This is a genomic window from Gilliamella sp. W8126 (genome assembly GCF_016102185.1).
Classification (GTDB): Bacteria; Pseudomonadota; Gammaproteobacteria; order Enterobacterales; family Orbaceae; genus Gilliamella; species Gilliamella apis_A.
On sequence record NZ_JACFPE010000002.1, the window covers coordinates 533,105 to 549,219 of the forward strand.

The 16,115-nt window shown below is 31.3% G+C and carries 19 protein-coding genes and 1 pseudogene; 16 read left to right on the forward strand and 4 right to left on the reverse strand.

Annotation, left to right across the window (positions count from 1 at the left end):
* The first annotated feature begins 32 nt into the window (after positions 1-32).
* Positions 33-1,736, forward strand: a complete 1,704-nt coding sequence (gene ggt, locus H3S74_RS06365) for a gamma-glutamyltransferase (protein WP_198247509.1) — start codon at positions 33-35, stop codon at positions 1,734-1,736.
* Positions 1,737-1,861: 125 nt separating this feature from the next.
* Here ggt and rplI read toward each other — a convergent pair whose 3' ends face one another.
* Genes rplI through rpsF form a run of 4 tightly spaced genes read right to left on the reverse strand, consistent with a single transcriptional unit; the run spans position 1,862 to position 3,244 of the window.
* Entirely contained in the window at positions 1,862-2,311 is a 450-nt protein-coding gene (gene rplI, locus H3S74_RS06370; protein ID WP_065579335.1) for a 50S ribosomal protein L9, read from the reverse strand.
* Positions 2,312-2,333: 22 nt separating this feature from the next.
* Positions 2,334-2,561: a 30S ribosomal protein S18 gene (gene rpsR, locus H3S74_RS06375; protein ID WP_025314965.1), complete on the reverse strand. Its 228-nt coding sequence runs from the start codon at positions 2,559-2,561 to the stop codon at positions 2,334-2,336.
* 4 nt (positions 2,562-2,565) lie between these two features.
* Complete coding sequence (gene priB, locus H3S74_RS06380) at positions 2,566-2,892, reverse strand: primosomal replication protein N (RefSeq protein ID WP_367275177.1); 327 nt, start codon at positions 2,890-2,892, stop codon at positions 2,566-2,568.
* A complete protein-coding gene (gene rpsF / locus H3S74_RS06385; protein ID WP_065579333.1) occupies positions 2,861-3,244 on the reverse strand; it encodes a 30S ribosomal protein S6 in 384 nt (127 codons plus the stop codon). The genes priB and rpsF overlap by 32 nt, the downstream gene beginning before the upstream one ends.
* Before the next feature lie 332 nt (positions 3,245-3,576).
* Here rpsF and H3S74_RS06390 point away from each other — a divergent pair, with 332 nt between their 5' ends.
* The 15 genes and pseudogenes from H3S74_RS06390 to H3S74_RS06460 all read left to right on the forward strand — a co-directional run bounded on the left by H3S74_RS06390 (position 3,577) and on the right by H3S74_RS06460 (position 16,105).
* Entirely contained in the window at positions 3,577-3,924 is a 348-nt protein-coding gene (locus H3S74_RS06390) for an HIT domain-containing protein (RefSeq protein ID WP_198247510.1), read from the forward strand.
* Between the two features lie 5 nt (positions 3,925-3,929).
* Positions 3,930-4,547, forward strand: coding sequence for a penicillin-binding protein activator LpoB (locus H3S74_RS06395; protein WP_198247511.1), 618 nt, complete (start codon positions 3,930-3,932; stop codon positions 4,545-4,547).
* A complete protein-coding gene (nagZ, locus tag H3S74_RS06400; RefSeq protein ID WP_198247512.1) occupies positions 4,547-5,593 on the forward strand; it encodes a beta-N-acetylhexosaminidase in 1,047 nt (348 codons plus the stop codon). Before H3S74_RS06395 ends, nagZ begins: the two co-directional genes overlap by 1 nt.
* A 352-nt stretch (positions 5,594-5,945) precedes the next feature.
* Positions 5,946-6,815: pseudogene (locus H3S74_RS06405) on the forward strand (sigma 54-interacting transcriptional regulator); the annotation flags it as partial.
* Positions 6,816-6,969: 154 nt separating this feature from the next.
* On the forward strand, positions 6,970-8,049 hold the full coding sequence (locus H3S74_RS06410) for an acyltransferase (RefSeq protein WP_181414636.1): 1,080 nt from the start codon (positions 6,970-6,972) through the stop codon (positions 8,047-8,049).
* A 200-nt stretch (positions 8,050-8,249) separates the two neighbouring features.
* Positions 8,250-8,672: an FdtA/QdtA family cupin domain-containing protein gene (locus H3S74_RS06415; protein ID WP_110447479.1), complete on the forward strand. Its 423-nt coding sequence runs from the start codon at positions 8,250-8,252 to the stop codon at positions 8,670-8,672.
* Positions 8,665-8,901, forward strand: coding sequence for an acyl carrier protein (locus H3S74_RS06420; protein ID WP_110447480.1), 237 nt, complete (start codon positions 8,665-8,667; stop codon positions 8,899-8,901). Before H3S74_RS06415 ends, H3S74_RS06420 begins: the two co-directional genes overlap by 8 nt.
* Positions 8,902-8,905: 4 nt before the next feature.
* Complete coding sequence (locus H3S74_RS06425; protein ID WP_198247514.1) at positions 8,906-10,507, forward strand: HAD-IIIC family phosphatase; 1,602 nt, start codon at positions 8,906-8,908, stop codon at positions 10,505-10,507.
* Positions 10,500-10,922, forward strand: a complete 423-nt coding sequence (locus H3S74_RS06430) for a VOC family protein (protein ID WP_181414637.1) — start codon at positions 10,500-10,502, stop codon at positions 10,920-10,922. Before H3S74_RS06425 ends, H3S74_RS06430 begins: the two co-directional genes overlap by 8 nt.
* A gap of 7 nt (positions 10,923-10,929) precedes the next feature.
* Positions 10,930-12,006, forward strand: coding sequence for a 3-oxoacyl-[acyl-carrier-protein] synthase III C-terminal domain-containing protein (locus H3S74_RS06435; protein WP_110447483.1), 1,077 nt, complete (start codon positions 10,930-10,932; stop codon positions 12,004-12,006).
* The gene (locus H3S74_RS06440; protein WP_110447484.1) at positions 11,999-13,129 is read left to right on the forward strand and encodes a 3-oxoacyl-[acyl-carrier-protein] synthase III C-terminal domain-containing protein; all 1,131 of its coding nucleotides are present in this window, start codon (positions 11,999-12,001) and stop codon (positions 13,127-13,129) included. The genes H3S74_RS06435 and H3S74_RS06440 overlap by 8 nt, the downstream gene beginning before the upstream one ends.
* 5 nt (positions 13,130-13,134) lie before the next feature.
* Positions 13,135-13,353 carry an acyl carrier protein gene (locus H3S74_RS06445; RefSeq protein ID WP_110447485.1) on the forward strand — a complete coding sequence of 73 codons (219 nt, stop codon included), beginning with the start codon at positions 13,135-13,137 and terminating at the stop codon, positions 13,351-13,353.
* A 3-nt stretch (positions 13,354-13,356) separates the two neighbouring features.
* Positions 13,357-14,100: an SDR family NAD(P)-dependent oxidoreductase gene (locus H3S74_RS06450; RefSeq protein ID WP_110447486.1), complete on the forward strand. Its 744-nt coding sequence runs from the start codon at positions 13,357-13,359 to the stop codon at positions 14,098-14,100.
* Positions 14,093-14,623 (forward strand): GNAT family N-acetyltransferase, encoded by a 531-nt coding sequence (locus H3S74_RS06455; protein ID WP_181414638.1) that lies wholly within the window; start codon positions 14,093-14,095, stop codon positions 14,621-14,623. Before H3S74_RS06450 ends, H3S74_RS06455 begins: the two co-directional genes overlap by 8 nt.
* Before the next feature lie 66 nt (positions 14,624-14,689).
* Entirely contained in the window at positions 14,690-16,105 is a 1,416-nt protein-coding gene (locus tag H3S74_RS06460; protein ID WP_110447488.1) for a glycosyltransferase family 2 protein, read from the forward strand.
* Positions 16,106-16,115 lie beyond the last annotated feature (10 nt).

Below are 16,115 nucleotides of genomic sequence, written 5' to 3' on the forward strand. Positions count from 1 at the left end.
GGAATAATTATTTTTTAATAAGGAGATGTGAAATGTACTATATCAAACACAAGTTAAGAAAGTATTGTTGCATTATCTTTCTTCTATCAATAAGCCAATATGTAGCGGCCATAGAAAATGTAAAACATAAGTTTGACGCTGGTGCAGTGGCTTCTCCCGATTATTATGGCGCCATCGCCGCAGAAGAAATCTTAAAAAAGGGTGGTAATGCAGTTGATGCCGGTGTCGCTACTGCATTTGCTTTAGCTGTAACCTATCCAGAAGCGGGCAATATCGGTGGTGGCGGATTTATGACCATTTGGATGGAAGGAAAACCTTATTTTATCGATTATCGAGAGACAGCACCTAATCAAGCCTCTAAAGATATGTTTCTTGATAAACAGAAAAATGTAGTGGCTGATTTAAGCTTATATTCGCATAAAGCATCAGGTGTTCCAGGAACTGTAGCAGGAATGTGGGCGGTTCATCAGCGATTTGGCAAACTTAGTTGGCAAGAAGTGATAGCACCAGCTATTCGGTTTGCAAACCAAGGTTTTACGGTTGATAAACAGCTGATTACACGTTATCAGGAAGTACAGGATCTGGCACCGACCAATGGACATTTTAAACAGTACTTTGGTGCTATGCAGGAAGGAAAAATTTTCAAGCAACCTGAATTAGGTGCTGTTTTAACGCGTATCGCAAAGGACGGTGCTGATGAATTTTACCGAGGTAAAACAGCCCAATTAATTGTGCAAGAAATGGCAAAAAATGGTGCTTTAATCACACAAAATGATTTAGCTAACTATCAAGCTAAATGGCGAGATCCGATCCTAGCCAATTGGCATGATATGCAAGTAGTAACGGCACCACCGCCAAGTTCAGGTGGCGTTGGGTTGATTCAATTATTATTAATGAAACAAAAATTAGCTGATGATTTCAAAGATGTTAAAGTAAACTCTGCTCAGTATGTCCACTTATTAGCAGAGATCGAAAAACGTGTTTTTGCTGACCGCGCTGAATACATGGGTGATCCTGATTTTGTTAATGTACCAGTTGCTAAATTAATTGATGATAGTTATTTAGCTAATCGGGCTAAATCTATTAATGCCAATGCGGTTTCAATTACTGAGCAAGTAAAACCTGGACTAGATAATAATCATGAAAAATTACAAACTACTCATTTTTCAGTTGTAGACAAATGGGGAAATGCTGTTTCTAATACATATACTTTAAATGGTTGGTTTGGATCTGCTGTTGTGGTAGAAGGAACCGGTATTGTTTTAAACAACGAAATGGATGATTTTAGTAGTAAGCCTGGTATTGCCAATCAATTTGGTGTTGTAGGTAAAGATGCTAATGCGATAGAGCCAAATAAACGTCCACTATCATCTATGTCACCAAGTATTTTAGTTAAAGATAATGAAGTGGTTATGGTTATTGGTACCCCTGGTGGTTCGAGAATATTCACTTCTATTTTTCAAGTTGTAACAAATATTTTTGATAATAACATGACATTAAAATCGGCTATGGATGCACCACGTTATCACCATCAATTATTACCAAATAATGTGATTTTTATCGAGGCTTTTCAGGCTGAAGTACCAATTGATCTAAAAAATCAACTTGAGAAAATGGGATATCAATTTGAAAAACAGGATTTCAGTGGTGATATTCAAGCAATTAGAATTATTAATAATAAACCTCAACCGGTATCTGATCCACGTGGCAGAGGAACGTCAATTATTGTTAAATAATCGAGTGAATATTCCTTAACAAAGAAATATAGAATATCCAATTTTAACTTTATTTTTAGCTAATAACTAAATAGTATAAAAAAACCCGTTTAATTAAACGGGTTTTTTATACTGTTATTTGATGATTATTCAGGAATAATATCAACAATAACTTTTGCAAAAGCTTCGCTGTGTACTTGGAATAACACTTCGTGTTCACCAGTAGTACGCAATACACCATTTGGTAAACGAACTTCGCTTTTTGATACTTGAATACCACGAGCTTTAACTGCATCAGCGATATCACGAGTACCAATTGAACCAAATAAACGACCTTCATCACCTGCTTTAGAAGTAATAGTTACTTTACCTAAAGCATTGATTTCAGCAACGCGTTGTTCAGCTGCTTTTAATGTTTCAGCTAATTTTGCTTCTAATTCAGCACGACGAGCTTCGAAGAATTCAATATTCTTTTTAGTTGCTGGTACTGCTTTACCTTGTGGAATCAAAAAGTTACGAGCGTAACCCGCTTTAACATTAACTTGATCACCTAAGCTGCCTAAATTAGCAACTTTATCGAGTAGAATAATTTGCATTATATGTTCCCTCTGTTGCTAATTACTGATGATTGTCAGTATATGGTAATAATGCCAAGTAACGAGCGCGTTTGATAGCGCGAGCTAGTTGACGTTGATATTTTGCGCTAGTACCAGTAATACGGCTTGGTACGATTTTACCACTTTCTGTGATATAGCTTTTTAATAAAGAAACATCTTTATAATCAATTTCTTTAACGCCTTCTGCTGTAAAACGGCAGAATTTGCGACGACGGAAGTAACGTGCCATTTGGCTATTCTCCTAATAGTTTAATTTGGTCAGCATGTAAAACTATTTGACTGGTTTTATCTCGTTTAGTATGTGTACTAATAAAGCCACTTACCAAAACTTTGCTGCCTTTTTTAATACTGTAACTTAACTCTTGTTGTCCACTGACAATAACGGGCATTATGCACCATGCTTGTCTTGAGAGTCCTGCTTCGATTTGTTCAGAAACATGTTCTAAATAAAACTGACAGTGTGATATCCCACTTGGACTCATTTTTTTAATCGGGGTTTTGGTAACCAATCCCGATAAAACTAAACGATTATTCTTCCGAATCATCGTCCATGTTTGCATCGCTAAAATCTTCTTCAGAACTACGACGTTCATCTTTAGCTTTTAGCATTGGTGATGTTTCAGTTACAGAATGTTTGGTACGCATAATTAAACTGCGAATTACTGCATCATTGAAACGGAAGTTATCTTCAAGTTCATTTACTGCTTCTTGAGTAGCTTCAACATTCATTAACACATAATGTGCTTTATGCAATTTTTCGATAGGATATGCTAATTGACGACGACCCCAATCTTCTAAACGATGGATTTTGCCACCATCAGTGGTTAACGTACCAGTATAACGTTCGATCATACCAGGTACTTGTTCACTTTGATCTGGGTGAACCATAAATACAATTTCGTAATGACGCATTATCGCTCCCTACGGATTAATCAGCTTTCTGTCGGGGCAACCGCAACCCATTGAAAGCAAGGAACATGAAAATTAAGCGGTTGAAATCGACGGGGCATTATATATCAAAATAATTACTTTAACAAATGAATAAATAATAAAAATAATCCGTTAATCATAACTAAAAATCGATTATAAATAGAATAAAAAAAACTTTTCGACAAAGTTTTTACTTGAACAAGTGAATTAGGTGTAAAAATGTAACGATATCTATACATCTTTGTTATCAAAATATGTTATTCTTTATAAAATAAAAGTTTAATGTTAATAGCTATTTTTAAAGGAGTGCTTATATGGCTGAAGAAACCATTTTTAGTAAAATAATTCGCCGTGAAATTCCTGCTGATATTGTTTTTCAAGATGATCAGGTCACTGCTTTTCGGGATATTTCTCCTCAAGCCCCTACACATATTTTAATTATTCCCAATAAATTGATCCCAACCGTAAATCATATTGCAGAGTCTGATGAAGCTCTGCTTGGTCATATGATGGTTGTTGCGGCTAAAATTGCTAAGCAAGAAGAGATTGATGAAAGTGGTTATCGTTTAATAATGAATTGTAATAAAGATGCAGGACAAGAAGTCTTTCATATTCACATGCATTTATTAGGTGGTAAAAATTTAGGGCGATTAATAGGTTAGCTTATATGAAACAGTTTAAACGTATCATTGGAATGGGCATGCTTGCTTTTAGTATAGCTGGATGTCAACTTCTTGGTTATAATCAAAAAACTGAAGTCAATCCGCCAGTAGAAATCCCCGATAACACTGGGGTGGTAGATACTCCGCCACAGATAGTTAAAACAACTGATTGGAATGATATATTATCTCCAGTTGTAAATAAAATATTGCAATCTTCATCAGCAATTGAAGGTAATAAAGTGTTGTTAATTAGTGATATCCAAAATCGTAGTGGTGATTATTTAGCAACAAATCAGATTGATACAACATTACATAATATACTGAATAAGCAAAGTATTTTCTCTGTGGCTGATAGACAATCGATCAGTCAAGCTAAACAAGCGTTAGGTATTTCTGTTGATGATAAACTTGTTTCTCGCAGTAAAATGATCGGTTTGGCAAAGTCAATAAATGCTGGGTATGTGCTTTTTACCACACTTTATAAGTTACCAGCCGAAAATGAAGATGCCAACCTTTCTATGGAATTACTTTCAACCCAAACGGGTGAAATTTTACAACGTGTGACAACAAAGGATATCCAATCCCAAAATTCTGTTAATCATGCTCAAGGAGCTGCTGAATAATGGGGCCTTTATTGATCGATGTGCCGAGTACATCATTAACCAATGATGATATATCGCTTTTAAAAAATCCAATGGTAGCAGGGATTATTTTATTTAGTCGTAATTATCAGTCTCCTGAGCAATTGACTGATTTGATAAAGCAAATTCGTTCAGTAACATCAGAACGTTTATTAATTTCTGTTGATCATGAAGGTGGTCGAGTTCAACGTTTCAAGCAAGGCTTTACTCTAATTCCTCCTGCGCAATCTTTTGCTTTGCTTAATGATTTAGAAAAAGCGAAATCATTAGCATTTGACGCGGGTTGGTTACTAGCGATGGAATTGATTGCCTACGACATTGATTTAAGTTATGCACCTGTACTTGATTTAGGTCATGATTGTTTAGCCATTGGAAGTCGATCATTTCATCATGATAGTTATATTGCTTATCAAATTGCATCGTCAATGATTGATGGTATGCATTCGGCAGGCATGAAAACAACTGGTAAACATTTTCCTGGCCATGGCCATGTTATTGCTGATTCTCATAAAGAAACACCAATCGATTATCGTTCGAAAGAACTCATTGAAAATGATATGCAGATTTTTGCCAAATTAATCGCTGAAAAGAAACTCGATGCAATTATGCCTGCTCATGTTATTTATCCTGAATTTAATGATAAACCAGCTAGCGGGTCAGTGTTTTGGCTAAAAACAGTGTTACGTGAAAAGTTACATTTTGATGGTGTTATATTTTCTGATGATTTATCGATGGAAGGAGCTTCTGTTTTGGGGGATCACGCTGAACGAGCTAAAGCAGCGCTTAATGCTGGTTGTGATTTATTATTGGCTTGTAATAATCGAAATGGCACATTAGCTATTTTAGATACATTAACTCGTTTAAATGAAAAACAGCCATTATTAACCGATAAAGCAAAACTACTATTAACTAATACCAAAGTAAATTATGCCGATTTGATAAAGAGTCATGATTGGCAGAATCGTCATCAAAATTTAATGAAGTTGAATGAAAAGTGGGAGCATTATAATGCAAGCAGCCATCATTAAAATCGACAATAATACACATTTAGTTGCTTATAATGATGCAGCAAAAGCATTATTTTCTAGTAATTTATTAAGTTTAGATCAGCCATTTGATTATCGAAATGCATTTAGTTTGGATGCAACATTTGATTTATCCGAACATGACGATACGATTATTGTATTAAACTCGCAGTATTTTTTATTGCAGAAAATTAATGAATCATCCCTTATTACCTTTGTTTTGCAACCAGTTGAATATCTAAAAAAACGGTTATCAAAAATTAATGTTGTTGGACGTCATGCTTTTGATATTTTTGCTGTTAAAAGCCAATCAATGCAAAAATTAATTGCTCAAGCTAAAGCTTTTTCAATGCAAAGGGAGCCACTATTGATTACCGGTGAAACTGGCACAGGTAAAGATTTGTTGGCTAGTGCATGTCATCAATATAGCCCTAGGGGGGATCAAACTTTTTTAGGTCTCAATTGTGCCGCTATGCCTGATGATGTTGTTGAAAGTGAGCTTTATGGCCATGCCGCAGGGGCTTATCCAGGAGCACTTGAAAGCAAAAAAGGTTTTTTTGAACAGGCTAATGGTGGTTCTGTATTACTTGATGGCATCGATGAAATGTCATTCCAAATGCAAACCAAATTATTGCGTTTTATTAACGATGGCTTTTTTAGACGAGTCGGCGATGATAACGAAGTTTATGTAGATGTTAGAATCATCTGTGCCACTAAAGTTGATTTAGCTGAATTGGTGGAACAAGGAAAGTTTAGGAAAGATCTTTATTATCGCTTGAATGTGTTGTCCTTAAATTTACCTTCACTACAAGAACGTCAGGAAGATATTGCACCGCTCACACAAATTTTTATTGATGAATTTGCTAATAAGCAGGGAATTACACCGCCAACAGTTAATCAAGATGTTATTCCTTATTTAGCTCAATACTCATGGCCAGGTAATGTAAGACAGCTTAAAAATGTACTTTATTCAGCATTGGCTCAGTTAACATCTTCACAATTGACGGTAAAAGACATTGTTTTACCAGCAATAACTTCAACTCAGATCTCATTGATTAGGGATATTGACAATAAAACGCTAGATGAAATGACGAAAAACTATGAAAAAGAAGTCCTAAAAAGTCTTTATGTCAAATATCCAAGCTCAAGAAAACTTGCCAAAAGATTAGGAGTATCCCACACCGCAATTGCAAATAAACTTCGGGATTATGGGATAGGGCGGTAAATATCTAATAATATTTTAAATATCTACAATAATGATAATTAGAATGCTATCATAAATGATTATTATTAATAATATAATGGGTTGTTATTAATTTTTTATTTAAGAAGATTAGTAAAGTTGGAAAAATACAATTGATAGTACGGTAATGAAATATATGGATTCTGCAACATTTGATAATTTAAGAAAGGTTAATTCGATTCATCTTTTAAGAGGCATTATTATAATTCTGATTGTGATATGTCACTGCTATGGAATATTATGGTCTTCAGGGATCTGTAAAAAAATGGGTTCAAATCAAAGTTATTTTTATTTTTTTTCCTCTCTTACTCTTAATTGGACTGTTGGCTTTGTCTTGATAGCAGGATATTTATTTCAACATCTTTCTTATAAATTTAAATTAAAAAGATATTATTTATCAAAAATTAAAAATGTGATTATCCCATATACTGTAGTTTCTTTTGTAATTTTTGTGTTTTGTTATTGGGACTACATTAATGACAATTCAATATATCAAAGTTTTAAAAAGTTTTTCATTGAATGGAAACGGGGTAGTTTATCTATACCTTTTTGGTTTATCCCTATGATAACTGTTATCTATTTATTAGCACCAATTTTAAAATTTTTATCTGGTAAAAATTTGACAACTTTATCAATAATATCTTTTATTTTTGTTAGTTTATACCCTAGACCTCATGACGGCTATAAGTTATTATCAATTTCTTTGCATTTTCTGCCTGTATATATAATAGGTATGGGAATAAGACAAAATCATCTTAATATCATGAAGATAATAAAAAGAAATTTTTTTATTATTATAATGTTCTTTAGTGTAGTTTTATTACTGATTGCGACAATGTATGAAACTATTCCTAATTTTAGTTTAAGAGGTGTGATGTACACGCCATTTAAAATAATGATATTTATGTTGTTATTATATTTTTGGGATTATACCAACTCGAATTTTACTAAAAATAAATTCAACTCTATATTATCATATATAGCTAATATAAGTTTCCCTATTTTCTTTATTCACTATGCTATATTAGAGAGTATATTCTATTTATTTTTAAAAAATAATAATTATTTTCAGCAAGTAACCCAAAATTGTTCTGGTTTTTTAGAATTAATAATTGGCATAACTATGGCTTTAATAACGTTATTCTTATCAATAATAGTAATTGAAGTAGTGAAAAAAATGACAAAAAATAAATCGCGTTATTTTATTGGATGTTAATATTTATTGAAGAAAAATTGATTTTTTATTACAATTACGGATTATTTTCTTTTTATATTCAAAAATCTTAGCATTGCTGATAAATTGAAAAATTTGTTAAAATGATTCGTAAATACTTATAGCATGACATTTTTATTTAATTTATCACATTATTTATCAACTAATATATTAGTTATATTCTTTTTTATCAGGATTTTTAAATGATTGAACCTAGAGTTGAGTTTGTAAATTTTAATATTATTGGCGATGAGAGAGGCTCTTTGATTTCACTTGAAAATAGCCACAATATCGGTTTTGATATTAAGCGTATGTATTATATTTATGGTACTCAAAAAAATATTTCTCGAGGTTTTCATGCGCACAAAAAATTAAAGCAATTGTTGATAGCTGTATCAGGAACAGTTGATATTTATTGTGAGTATCAAAATGTAAAACAGACATTCTCATTAAATTCTCCAAGTATTGGTTTAATCATTGAAGGACCGGTTTGGCGTATTATGCAAAATTTTTCAGAGGATTCTGTTCTTATTGTTTTAGCCGATGGTTTTTATGACGAAAATGATTATATAAGAGAATATGACCATTTTTTATGTGAAACACAAAAAGGATATAAAAATGCCTAACTTATACGAAGATATGGTTGCTAAAATTTTTTCAACATTATTTAAAAAAGAAATTAATAGTAATGATGATATATCTATGGAATCTGAACCTAAATGGGATTCTATGAAACATATTGAAATAATCATGGTTTTAGAAGAGGAATTAGGTATCTCTTTTAGGCCAGAATCAATTCCAGCTTTAACTTCAATGTCTAAAATTATTGATGAAATTAAAAAAATTAAAGGTTAATTAATTGAATATAGATATCTGCTTTAATGCGCTTTTTGATAATGAATTGAAAAGGTTAGATTTATTATCAATAAAACCTAACTTAAAATGCTGCAATTTAAAAATTGCTGTTTATCGAAATCATTCTTTTGAAATGATCGCTAGTGTTTTGAATTCATTTTTAACTTTTTCTGAATTATCTGCAGATTTTATATATAGTAGCTATGATGATAGTTTAAATTTCCAAAATATAGATGCAGATTTGAACTTAATTTGGTTAGATGTAACTCGTTACAAGCTTGAAGATATATCCAGTTTTGTTAATGAACGAGCGCTTGCATTAAGAGAATTATCAAATTCACCGATTATTTTTATCTGTATCGGTAATAATTTAGAAGTTAAATTATTTGATAATATACCAGACTGTTACCTATTTTCCTTAAATGATGAATTAGAAAGGATTGGTGATTCGGCATACGATTTAGCAAAAGAACCCTACTCAGGAACTCGCCTCTCTAACAAGGCAAGTTTACGTTGTGCTCGCGTAATTGGATTGCAGTATATACCAGCAATTTTTAAACCAAATATAAAAGCGGTTGTTTTAGATTTAGATAATACATTATATCGTGGAATTTTGGGTGAAGACGGTATTAGCGCTTTGGAACCCAATATAGAATTACAAAAAGCAGTCAAACAATTACATCAAAACGGTATATTTCTCTGTATAGCTTCTAAAAATGAAGAAGCTGATGTTGTTGAATTATTCAAGCAACGGACTGATTTTGCCCTTAGAATAGATGATTTTACCGCAATAAGAGTAAATTGGAATTCAAAATATGACAATATAAAAAGTTTAGCAGATGAGCTTAATATTGGTTGTGATGCCATGCTTTTTATTGATGATAATCCTGCTGAAATAGAAAATACTAGAGGATTAGGTCTCAAAACAATATTAGCTAATGATCCAAATCGTACAGTTCAAACACTGAAATATTTTCCTGGTTTATTAAAATTGAAAAAATCAAAGGAAGATAATATTAGGGATAAAGATATTCGGGCCAATAAAGAAAGAAGTATCATGGCAAATACTTTGTCACCAAAAGAGTATTTTAAAAAATTAGGAATAAAACTTCATTTTTCTATAAACGATCTTAATCAAATAGTACGATGTTCTGAGCTTTTAGGAAAGACTAATCAATTTATTTTGAATTATAAAAGATATAGCGAGTTGGATTTAATAAATATTATTAAAAATAAGGGATGTTTAATAACTGCAGCTATGTCTGATAATTTATCAGATAGTGGTATTATTGCTGTATTGGTTTTATCGAAAGATTCTAAAGAATCAGTGTTAAATTTAAATGAGTTAACAGTTAGTTGTAGAGCTTTAGGCCGTCATTTAGAGTCGATAATGATTCCTTTTATGTTTAAATTAGGTATGAATAAATTAAATTCAATTGATAAAATTAGAATTAATTATCGACAAGGTGAACGTAATATTCCTGCATTAAATTGGTTAAAAGAATTTTCTCAAAAGGAAATAGAACAATATGGCAATATTATTTGTTCTATTCCAAATGAAATCGTTACTGAAGGAATTTCTATTGAGGTTAGTGATAATGGTTGATTTAGCCGAGTTAAATTTAAAATTTCATCATATTGGAGTTGCAACTCGAAATATTGAGAAAGAAATGAGCTATTATAAAATGCTAGGCTACAAGGAATCATCAGATTACTTTAGCGATCCTATACAAGGGATTAAAGGGATATTCATTGAAGCTGAAGGGCAGCCACCGCTGGAGTTATTAGAAAATTTAACTGATAAAGGTCCATTAACATCATGTTTGGAAAAAGGTATTAAGTTTTACCATTTTGCTTATGAGACAAACAATATTGAAGAAGCAGTTAATTCTTTGTTGACTACAAATAAGGCTATGGTTGTAGTTCCAATAACCAATGCGACCTATTTTGATAAAATTTGTTTTTTAATGTTAAAAAATATGATGATGGTTGAATTAGTGCAGGTTAACAAAGAAAGGTAAATTTAATATGGCTAAATCCAGTTTTTTTAATGCTAAAATAAAAGGAATGTCAATAACATTAGGTGAAAATAAATGTAATATTGAGGACGAACCATTTTATTATAACAATGATGAAGCGTTTCTAGGGCGACTAAAAAAAACAGTAGGTTTTGGAACCCGTTATGTGGCTTCGAAAGGAACAACTACCTGTGATTTGTGTTTGGATGCAGCTAAAAGGTTGCTTAATGAAACTAATACATCTGTGAATGATATTGATGCCATCATTTTTATTACCCAAACTCCAGATTATTATATGCCCGGTAATGCTCATATAATTCATGAAAAATTAAATTTTCCTAAAGAAACTTCCGCATTAGATGTTGAATTAGGTTGCTCTGGATTTGTATATGGTCTTTGGTTATCTTATATGATGGTTTCAGCTGGTCTAAATAAAGTATTACTATTAACTGGTGATACGCTAAGTAAATCAGCAAATCCAAAAGATAGAACGGAGTACCCTCTATTTTGTGATGCTGGGGCTGCTACAATCATAGAAAAATCCAAAAATAGTTCACCATCCTATTTTATCCTCAAGTCTGACGGTTCTGGTGTTAATCATATGCTACAACCAGCTGGCGCTTATAGACAACCATCTTCAGAAGAAACAAGAAAAGAGGTTGCTGACAAAGATGGAAATATAAGAAGCCAAGAAAATATTTATATGAATGGGTTTGAGATATTTAATTTTACTTTAACTGAACAACCCCCATTATTACAAGATATATTAAAATTATCTAATAAGAATAAAGATGAAATCGACTATTTCTTATTCCATCAAGGAAATAAATATATTGTTGATACAATCTCTAAATCAGCTTTATTACCTAAAGAAAAAGTACCAGTAATTTTCCCTGATTTCGGTAATCAAAATAGTGCAGCTATCCCCGGAACAATTTGCGCAACTTTGTCAGATAAGATCCGTTCTCCAATTAATGTTGTAATTCAAGGTTTTGGTATTGGTTTATCATGGGGTGCCTGTCAGTTAATACTTGATGATATAACTATTTTACCCCCTCAAGTATATTGCGGAGATAACGATGAGTAATGTTTGTTTAAAACATAGCTGTATCAAAGGTATTACTACTGTTGTACCAGAAAATATTATTAATATTGAAGATGAAATAAATTATTTTGATAATAATCCTAAAAAACTTCAACGAGCAAAAAAAATGATAGGTTTTGGAACTCGTCATGTTGTTAGGGACGGTACTACAGTAATTGATTTATGTGAAGTAGCTGCTAATAATTTAATACGAGATATGAATATTGCTAGGGATGATATCGACGCATTAATATTGGTTTGTCAAAGTCCTGATTATTTATTACCTGCTTCATCATGTATCTTACACGGTAGACTTGGGTTAAATTCAAATTGTGCAACTTTTGATGTCGGATTAGGGTGTTCAGGATATGTTTATGGATTATGGATGGCTCATTCTTTAATTGCTAGTGGGTCGGCTGAAAAAGTATTATTATTGGCAGGAGATGCCCCAAGTGTTCATTCCAATATCGCAAATCGAAAATGTAATCCTTTATTTGGTGATGCAGCTTCGGCAACTTACATTACTTATACGCCTGAAGACAATCCTGCATATTTCTCAATTGGTACCGATGGAAAAGGGTGGGATAGAATTATTGTTCCAGCTGGAGGAAGAAAACTGCCGATAAAAGAAGATATAGTAAATATAACGGCAAAAGATTCGGCTGGTAATATATGGTTTGTTGGTGATGAAATATTACATGGTATGGACGTATTCAATTTTACCATGGATGTTGCACCTAAAAATATAAATCAAGTATTAGAGTTTTCTGATACCAATTCATCAGAAATAGATTATTTTGTAATTCATCAAGCCAATAAACAGATCGTTGAAAATGTTGCAAGAATTGCTAAAATACCATTAGATAAAACATCTTCAGAAACTTTTTCTAAATACGGTAATAATTCGACTAATTCTGTTGCAACAGTTATTTGTGATCAATTGTATAATAAAAATGTAGATAAAATACTAATTTCGGCTTTTGGAGTAGGATTATCATGGGGAGCTTCTATTGTAAATATTAAAAATATTCATAATGGAGGTATTTCTTTAATGAAAAATCCAACTGAAAGTCATACACGTGTGGAACAAATTTTATATTGGGCTAAACAATTTCAAGAGGGATAAAAGTTATGACTAGAGAAGAATTTTTAGAGAAATTTCAAGACATTTTACAAACAGAAGATGAATTATCCTTTGGTATGAGTTTAGATGATATAGAAGAGTGGGATTCTCTAGCTAAATTAGCAACGGTAGCTTTTCTTGATCAAAATTTTAATGTGAAAGTTGTTTTTGATGATTTTCAAAATTTGAAAACAATAGATGATGTAGCTAAAAAGGCAGGTATTTAGTCTATGATTTCTTTCTCAAAAGAACAAATATTTATTGTGACTGGTGCTAGTTCTGGTATTGGAGAAGGTATTGCTCTTCTAATTAATTCATTAGGCGCTACAGTTATAGCTATAGGAAGAAATCAAGAAAGATTATTATCATTGAAGTCTAAATCAAAAAATCCAGATTCTTTATTTTTAGAACAAAAAGATTTAACCGAGAATATTAGTGAGCTACCGAACTATATTAGAACTCTTAAAGATAAATATGGTAAGTTTACTGGTCTTGTTTGTAGTGCAGGGATGGATATGCCTTCACCATTAGTTGCATTAGATCTTAACAATGGTAAATCATTATTTAATATTAATTATTTTGCTCCTATTTTTCTAGCAAAAGGATTTGTTGATAAAAGAGTCAATATTGGATTAGGCGCCAGTATCGTATTTATCGCTTCTACGGCTGGAGTTTACCCAGAGAAAGGACAAACATATTATGCAGCTTCGAAAGCAGCATTAATTGCAGGTGCAAAATCAATCAGCAAAGAAATTTCACATCGAGGTTTACGTTGTAATTGTATATCCCCAGCTTTTGTTGACACACCTATGTATCAGAAAAACAAGGAGTCAATAGGGACTAATTTATCAAATTATGCATTAGGTATTGGAAAACCATCTGATTTAGCTGATATGACCGTTTTTTTATTATCGAACAAAGCGCGTTGGATTACAGGACAAAACTATATTTTAGATGGGGGATGTTTTGGCTAAGCACAAAAAAGTAGAACTTATTATAGGAAAACATGTAGATCTACGTGAAGTTGAGCTTTCAGATGCCGAATTTATTTTGTCTTTGAGAACAGATGAATTGAAATCAAAATTTTTGCATAAAACAGAAAATGATTTACAAAAACAAATAGAATATCTTAAAAATTATAAAACATTGGATAATGAGTATTATTTTATTATAGAAAATAAGAAAGGAAATCCATTAGGAACGGTTAGACTTTATAATTTAAAAGAAAATCAATGTACCGGCGGCAGTTGGATAATGAAAAGCGGTTCTACAGTTCAAGAAGTAATAGAAGGTGATTTATTGTTACAACATTTTGTTTTTAATATTCTTAATTTAGAAAATAACTATTTTGATGTTAGAAAAGGTAACAATAAAGTTATCAAATTTCATAAAATGAAAGGTGCCAAAGAAATAAATCAAGATGAAAAGAATTTTTACTTTGTATTAAATAAAAGGGATTTTGAAAAATCTAAAGACTTTTTCTCTAATCTTCTATAAATTAAAACATTAAAATTCTCTTATTATTAATATATATTTATATCTATATCTTTAGGATTAGTTTATATGAAAAAAAAAGAGTATCCCTTAATTTCTGTAATTATATCAGCTTATAATCATGAAAAATATATCAAAGAAACAATTGACTCAATAATTAATCAAACTTATCCTAATTTAGAATTAATTGTGATAGATGATGGTTCTACAGATCAAACTTATAATAACTTATTAAAACTAAAAAAAACATGTGATAAACGATTCCTCAGAACTGTTTTTAAAACTCAAGAAAATAAGGGCGTTGCATATAATTCTAAACAACTAATATCGATCGCTAATGGCGAATATGTTTATATGATAGGTTCTGATGATGTTGCAAAACCACATGCAATTAGTTTTTTATATGAATTCTTATCTAAAAATAAAGATTATGGTTTAGCATCGGGTGATAATGAACTTATTGATTCGAATTCAAACAAAATTTACTGGGACTATAATAGAAATATTATTTATGATAAAGAACAAGCTATTTATTCTACGCTTCAAACATTTTGGGTTGATGAAATATACCGAGTATGGCCCCATTTAATAGGAAAAATGCCACCTGAATTAGAATCATCAGGAGATGTTTCATATGAGTGGTTTTGGTATAACAATGTTGTTGCCAATGGATATTTAGTTCGTAAAAGTGTTCTTAACTTAATAAAACCTCATACTGTAAATGTTCCGATTGAAGATATTTTCCTTCATTTTCAAATTACGAAATATTCAAAAGAAAAAGTATTTCCAGATATTTTAGCATCATATCGGTGGCATCAGAAAAATACTGTAGGATCAATAAAACACGATATTGGTTGTATTGCAACTCGAATGTATGAATTGTATCTAATTGAGGAATACTATCCTGAGATAAATAATAAATATAATCTAACACAAAGCCCAATGTATTGTTACTGGTTGGAAAGATGGAATATAGTTAAAAAATCTAAATTATGGGATGAAAAATACTATTGCAGAAAATATCCGGAAATCATTGAGGAGGGGTGGATACCGTTGGTTCATTATGTAAGCTTTGGTTCTCATGAAAATTATTACCCATCAGCTTTTTTCGAAAAATTTCCAAATTTTCTAAATTTTGAATTAACCCATTTTAATTTATCAAAAGGCCGGAGATTAAAATTAAAAATCTATTACAGGTTATGGAAATTTTTGGATGTAAGATATAGTAATATTGAAAGTAAACAAAAAAGTTCTTATTTGGAACTTTGGGCTAATAAAGTTTATAAAATTGTTTCATATAAATTAAGAAAAAGTCATACTCCAATTCCAAAAAGTAAATCATTATTTGGTATTAAGGAACGCATGAAAAATATTTTCTACTGTATAATGATTATAATTGGACAATTACCATTTTTTGATATGGTTATTAATAAAAATAGAAAGAATAAATATATCTCAAAGGTATATGAAAATAATAATTTATAAAGGTTTTTAT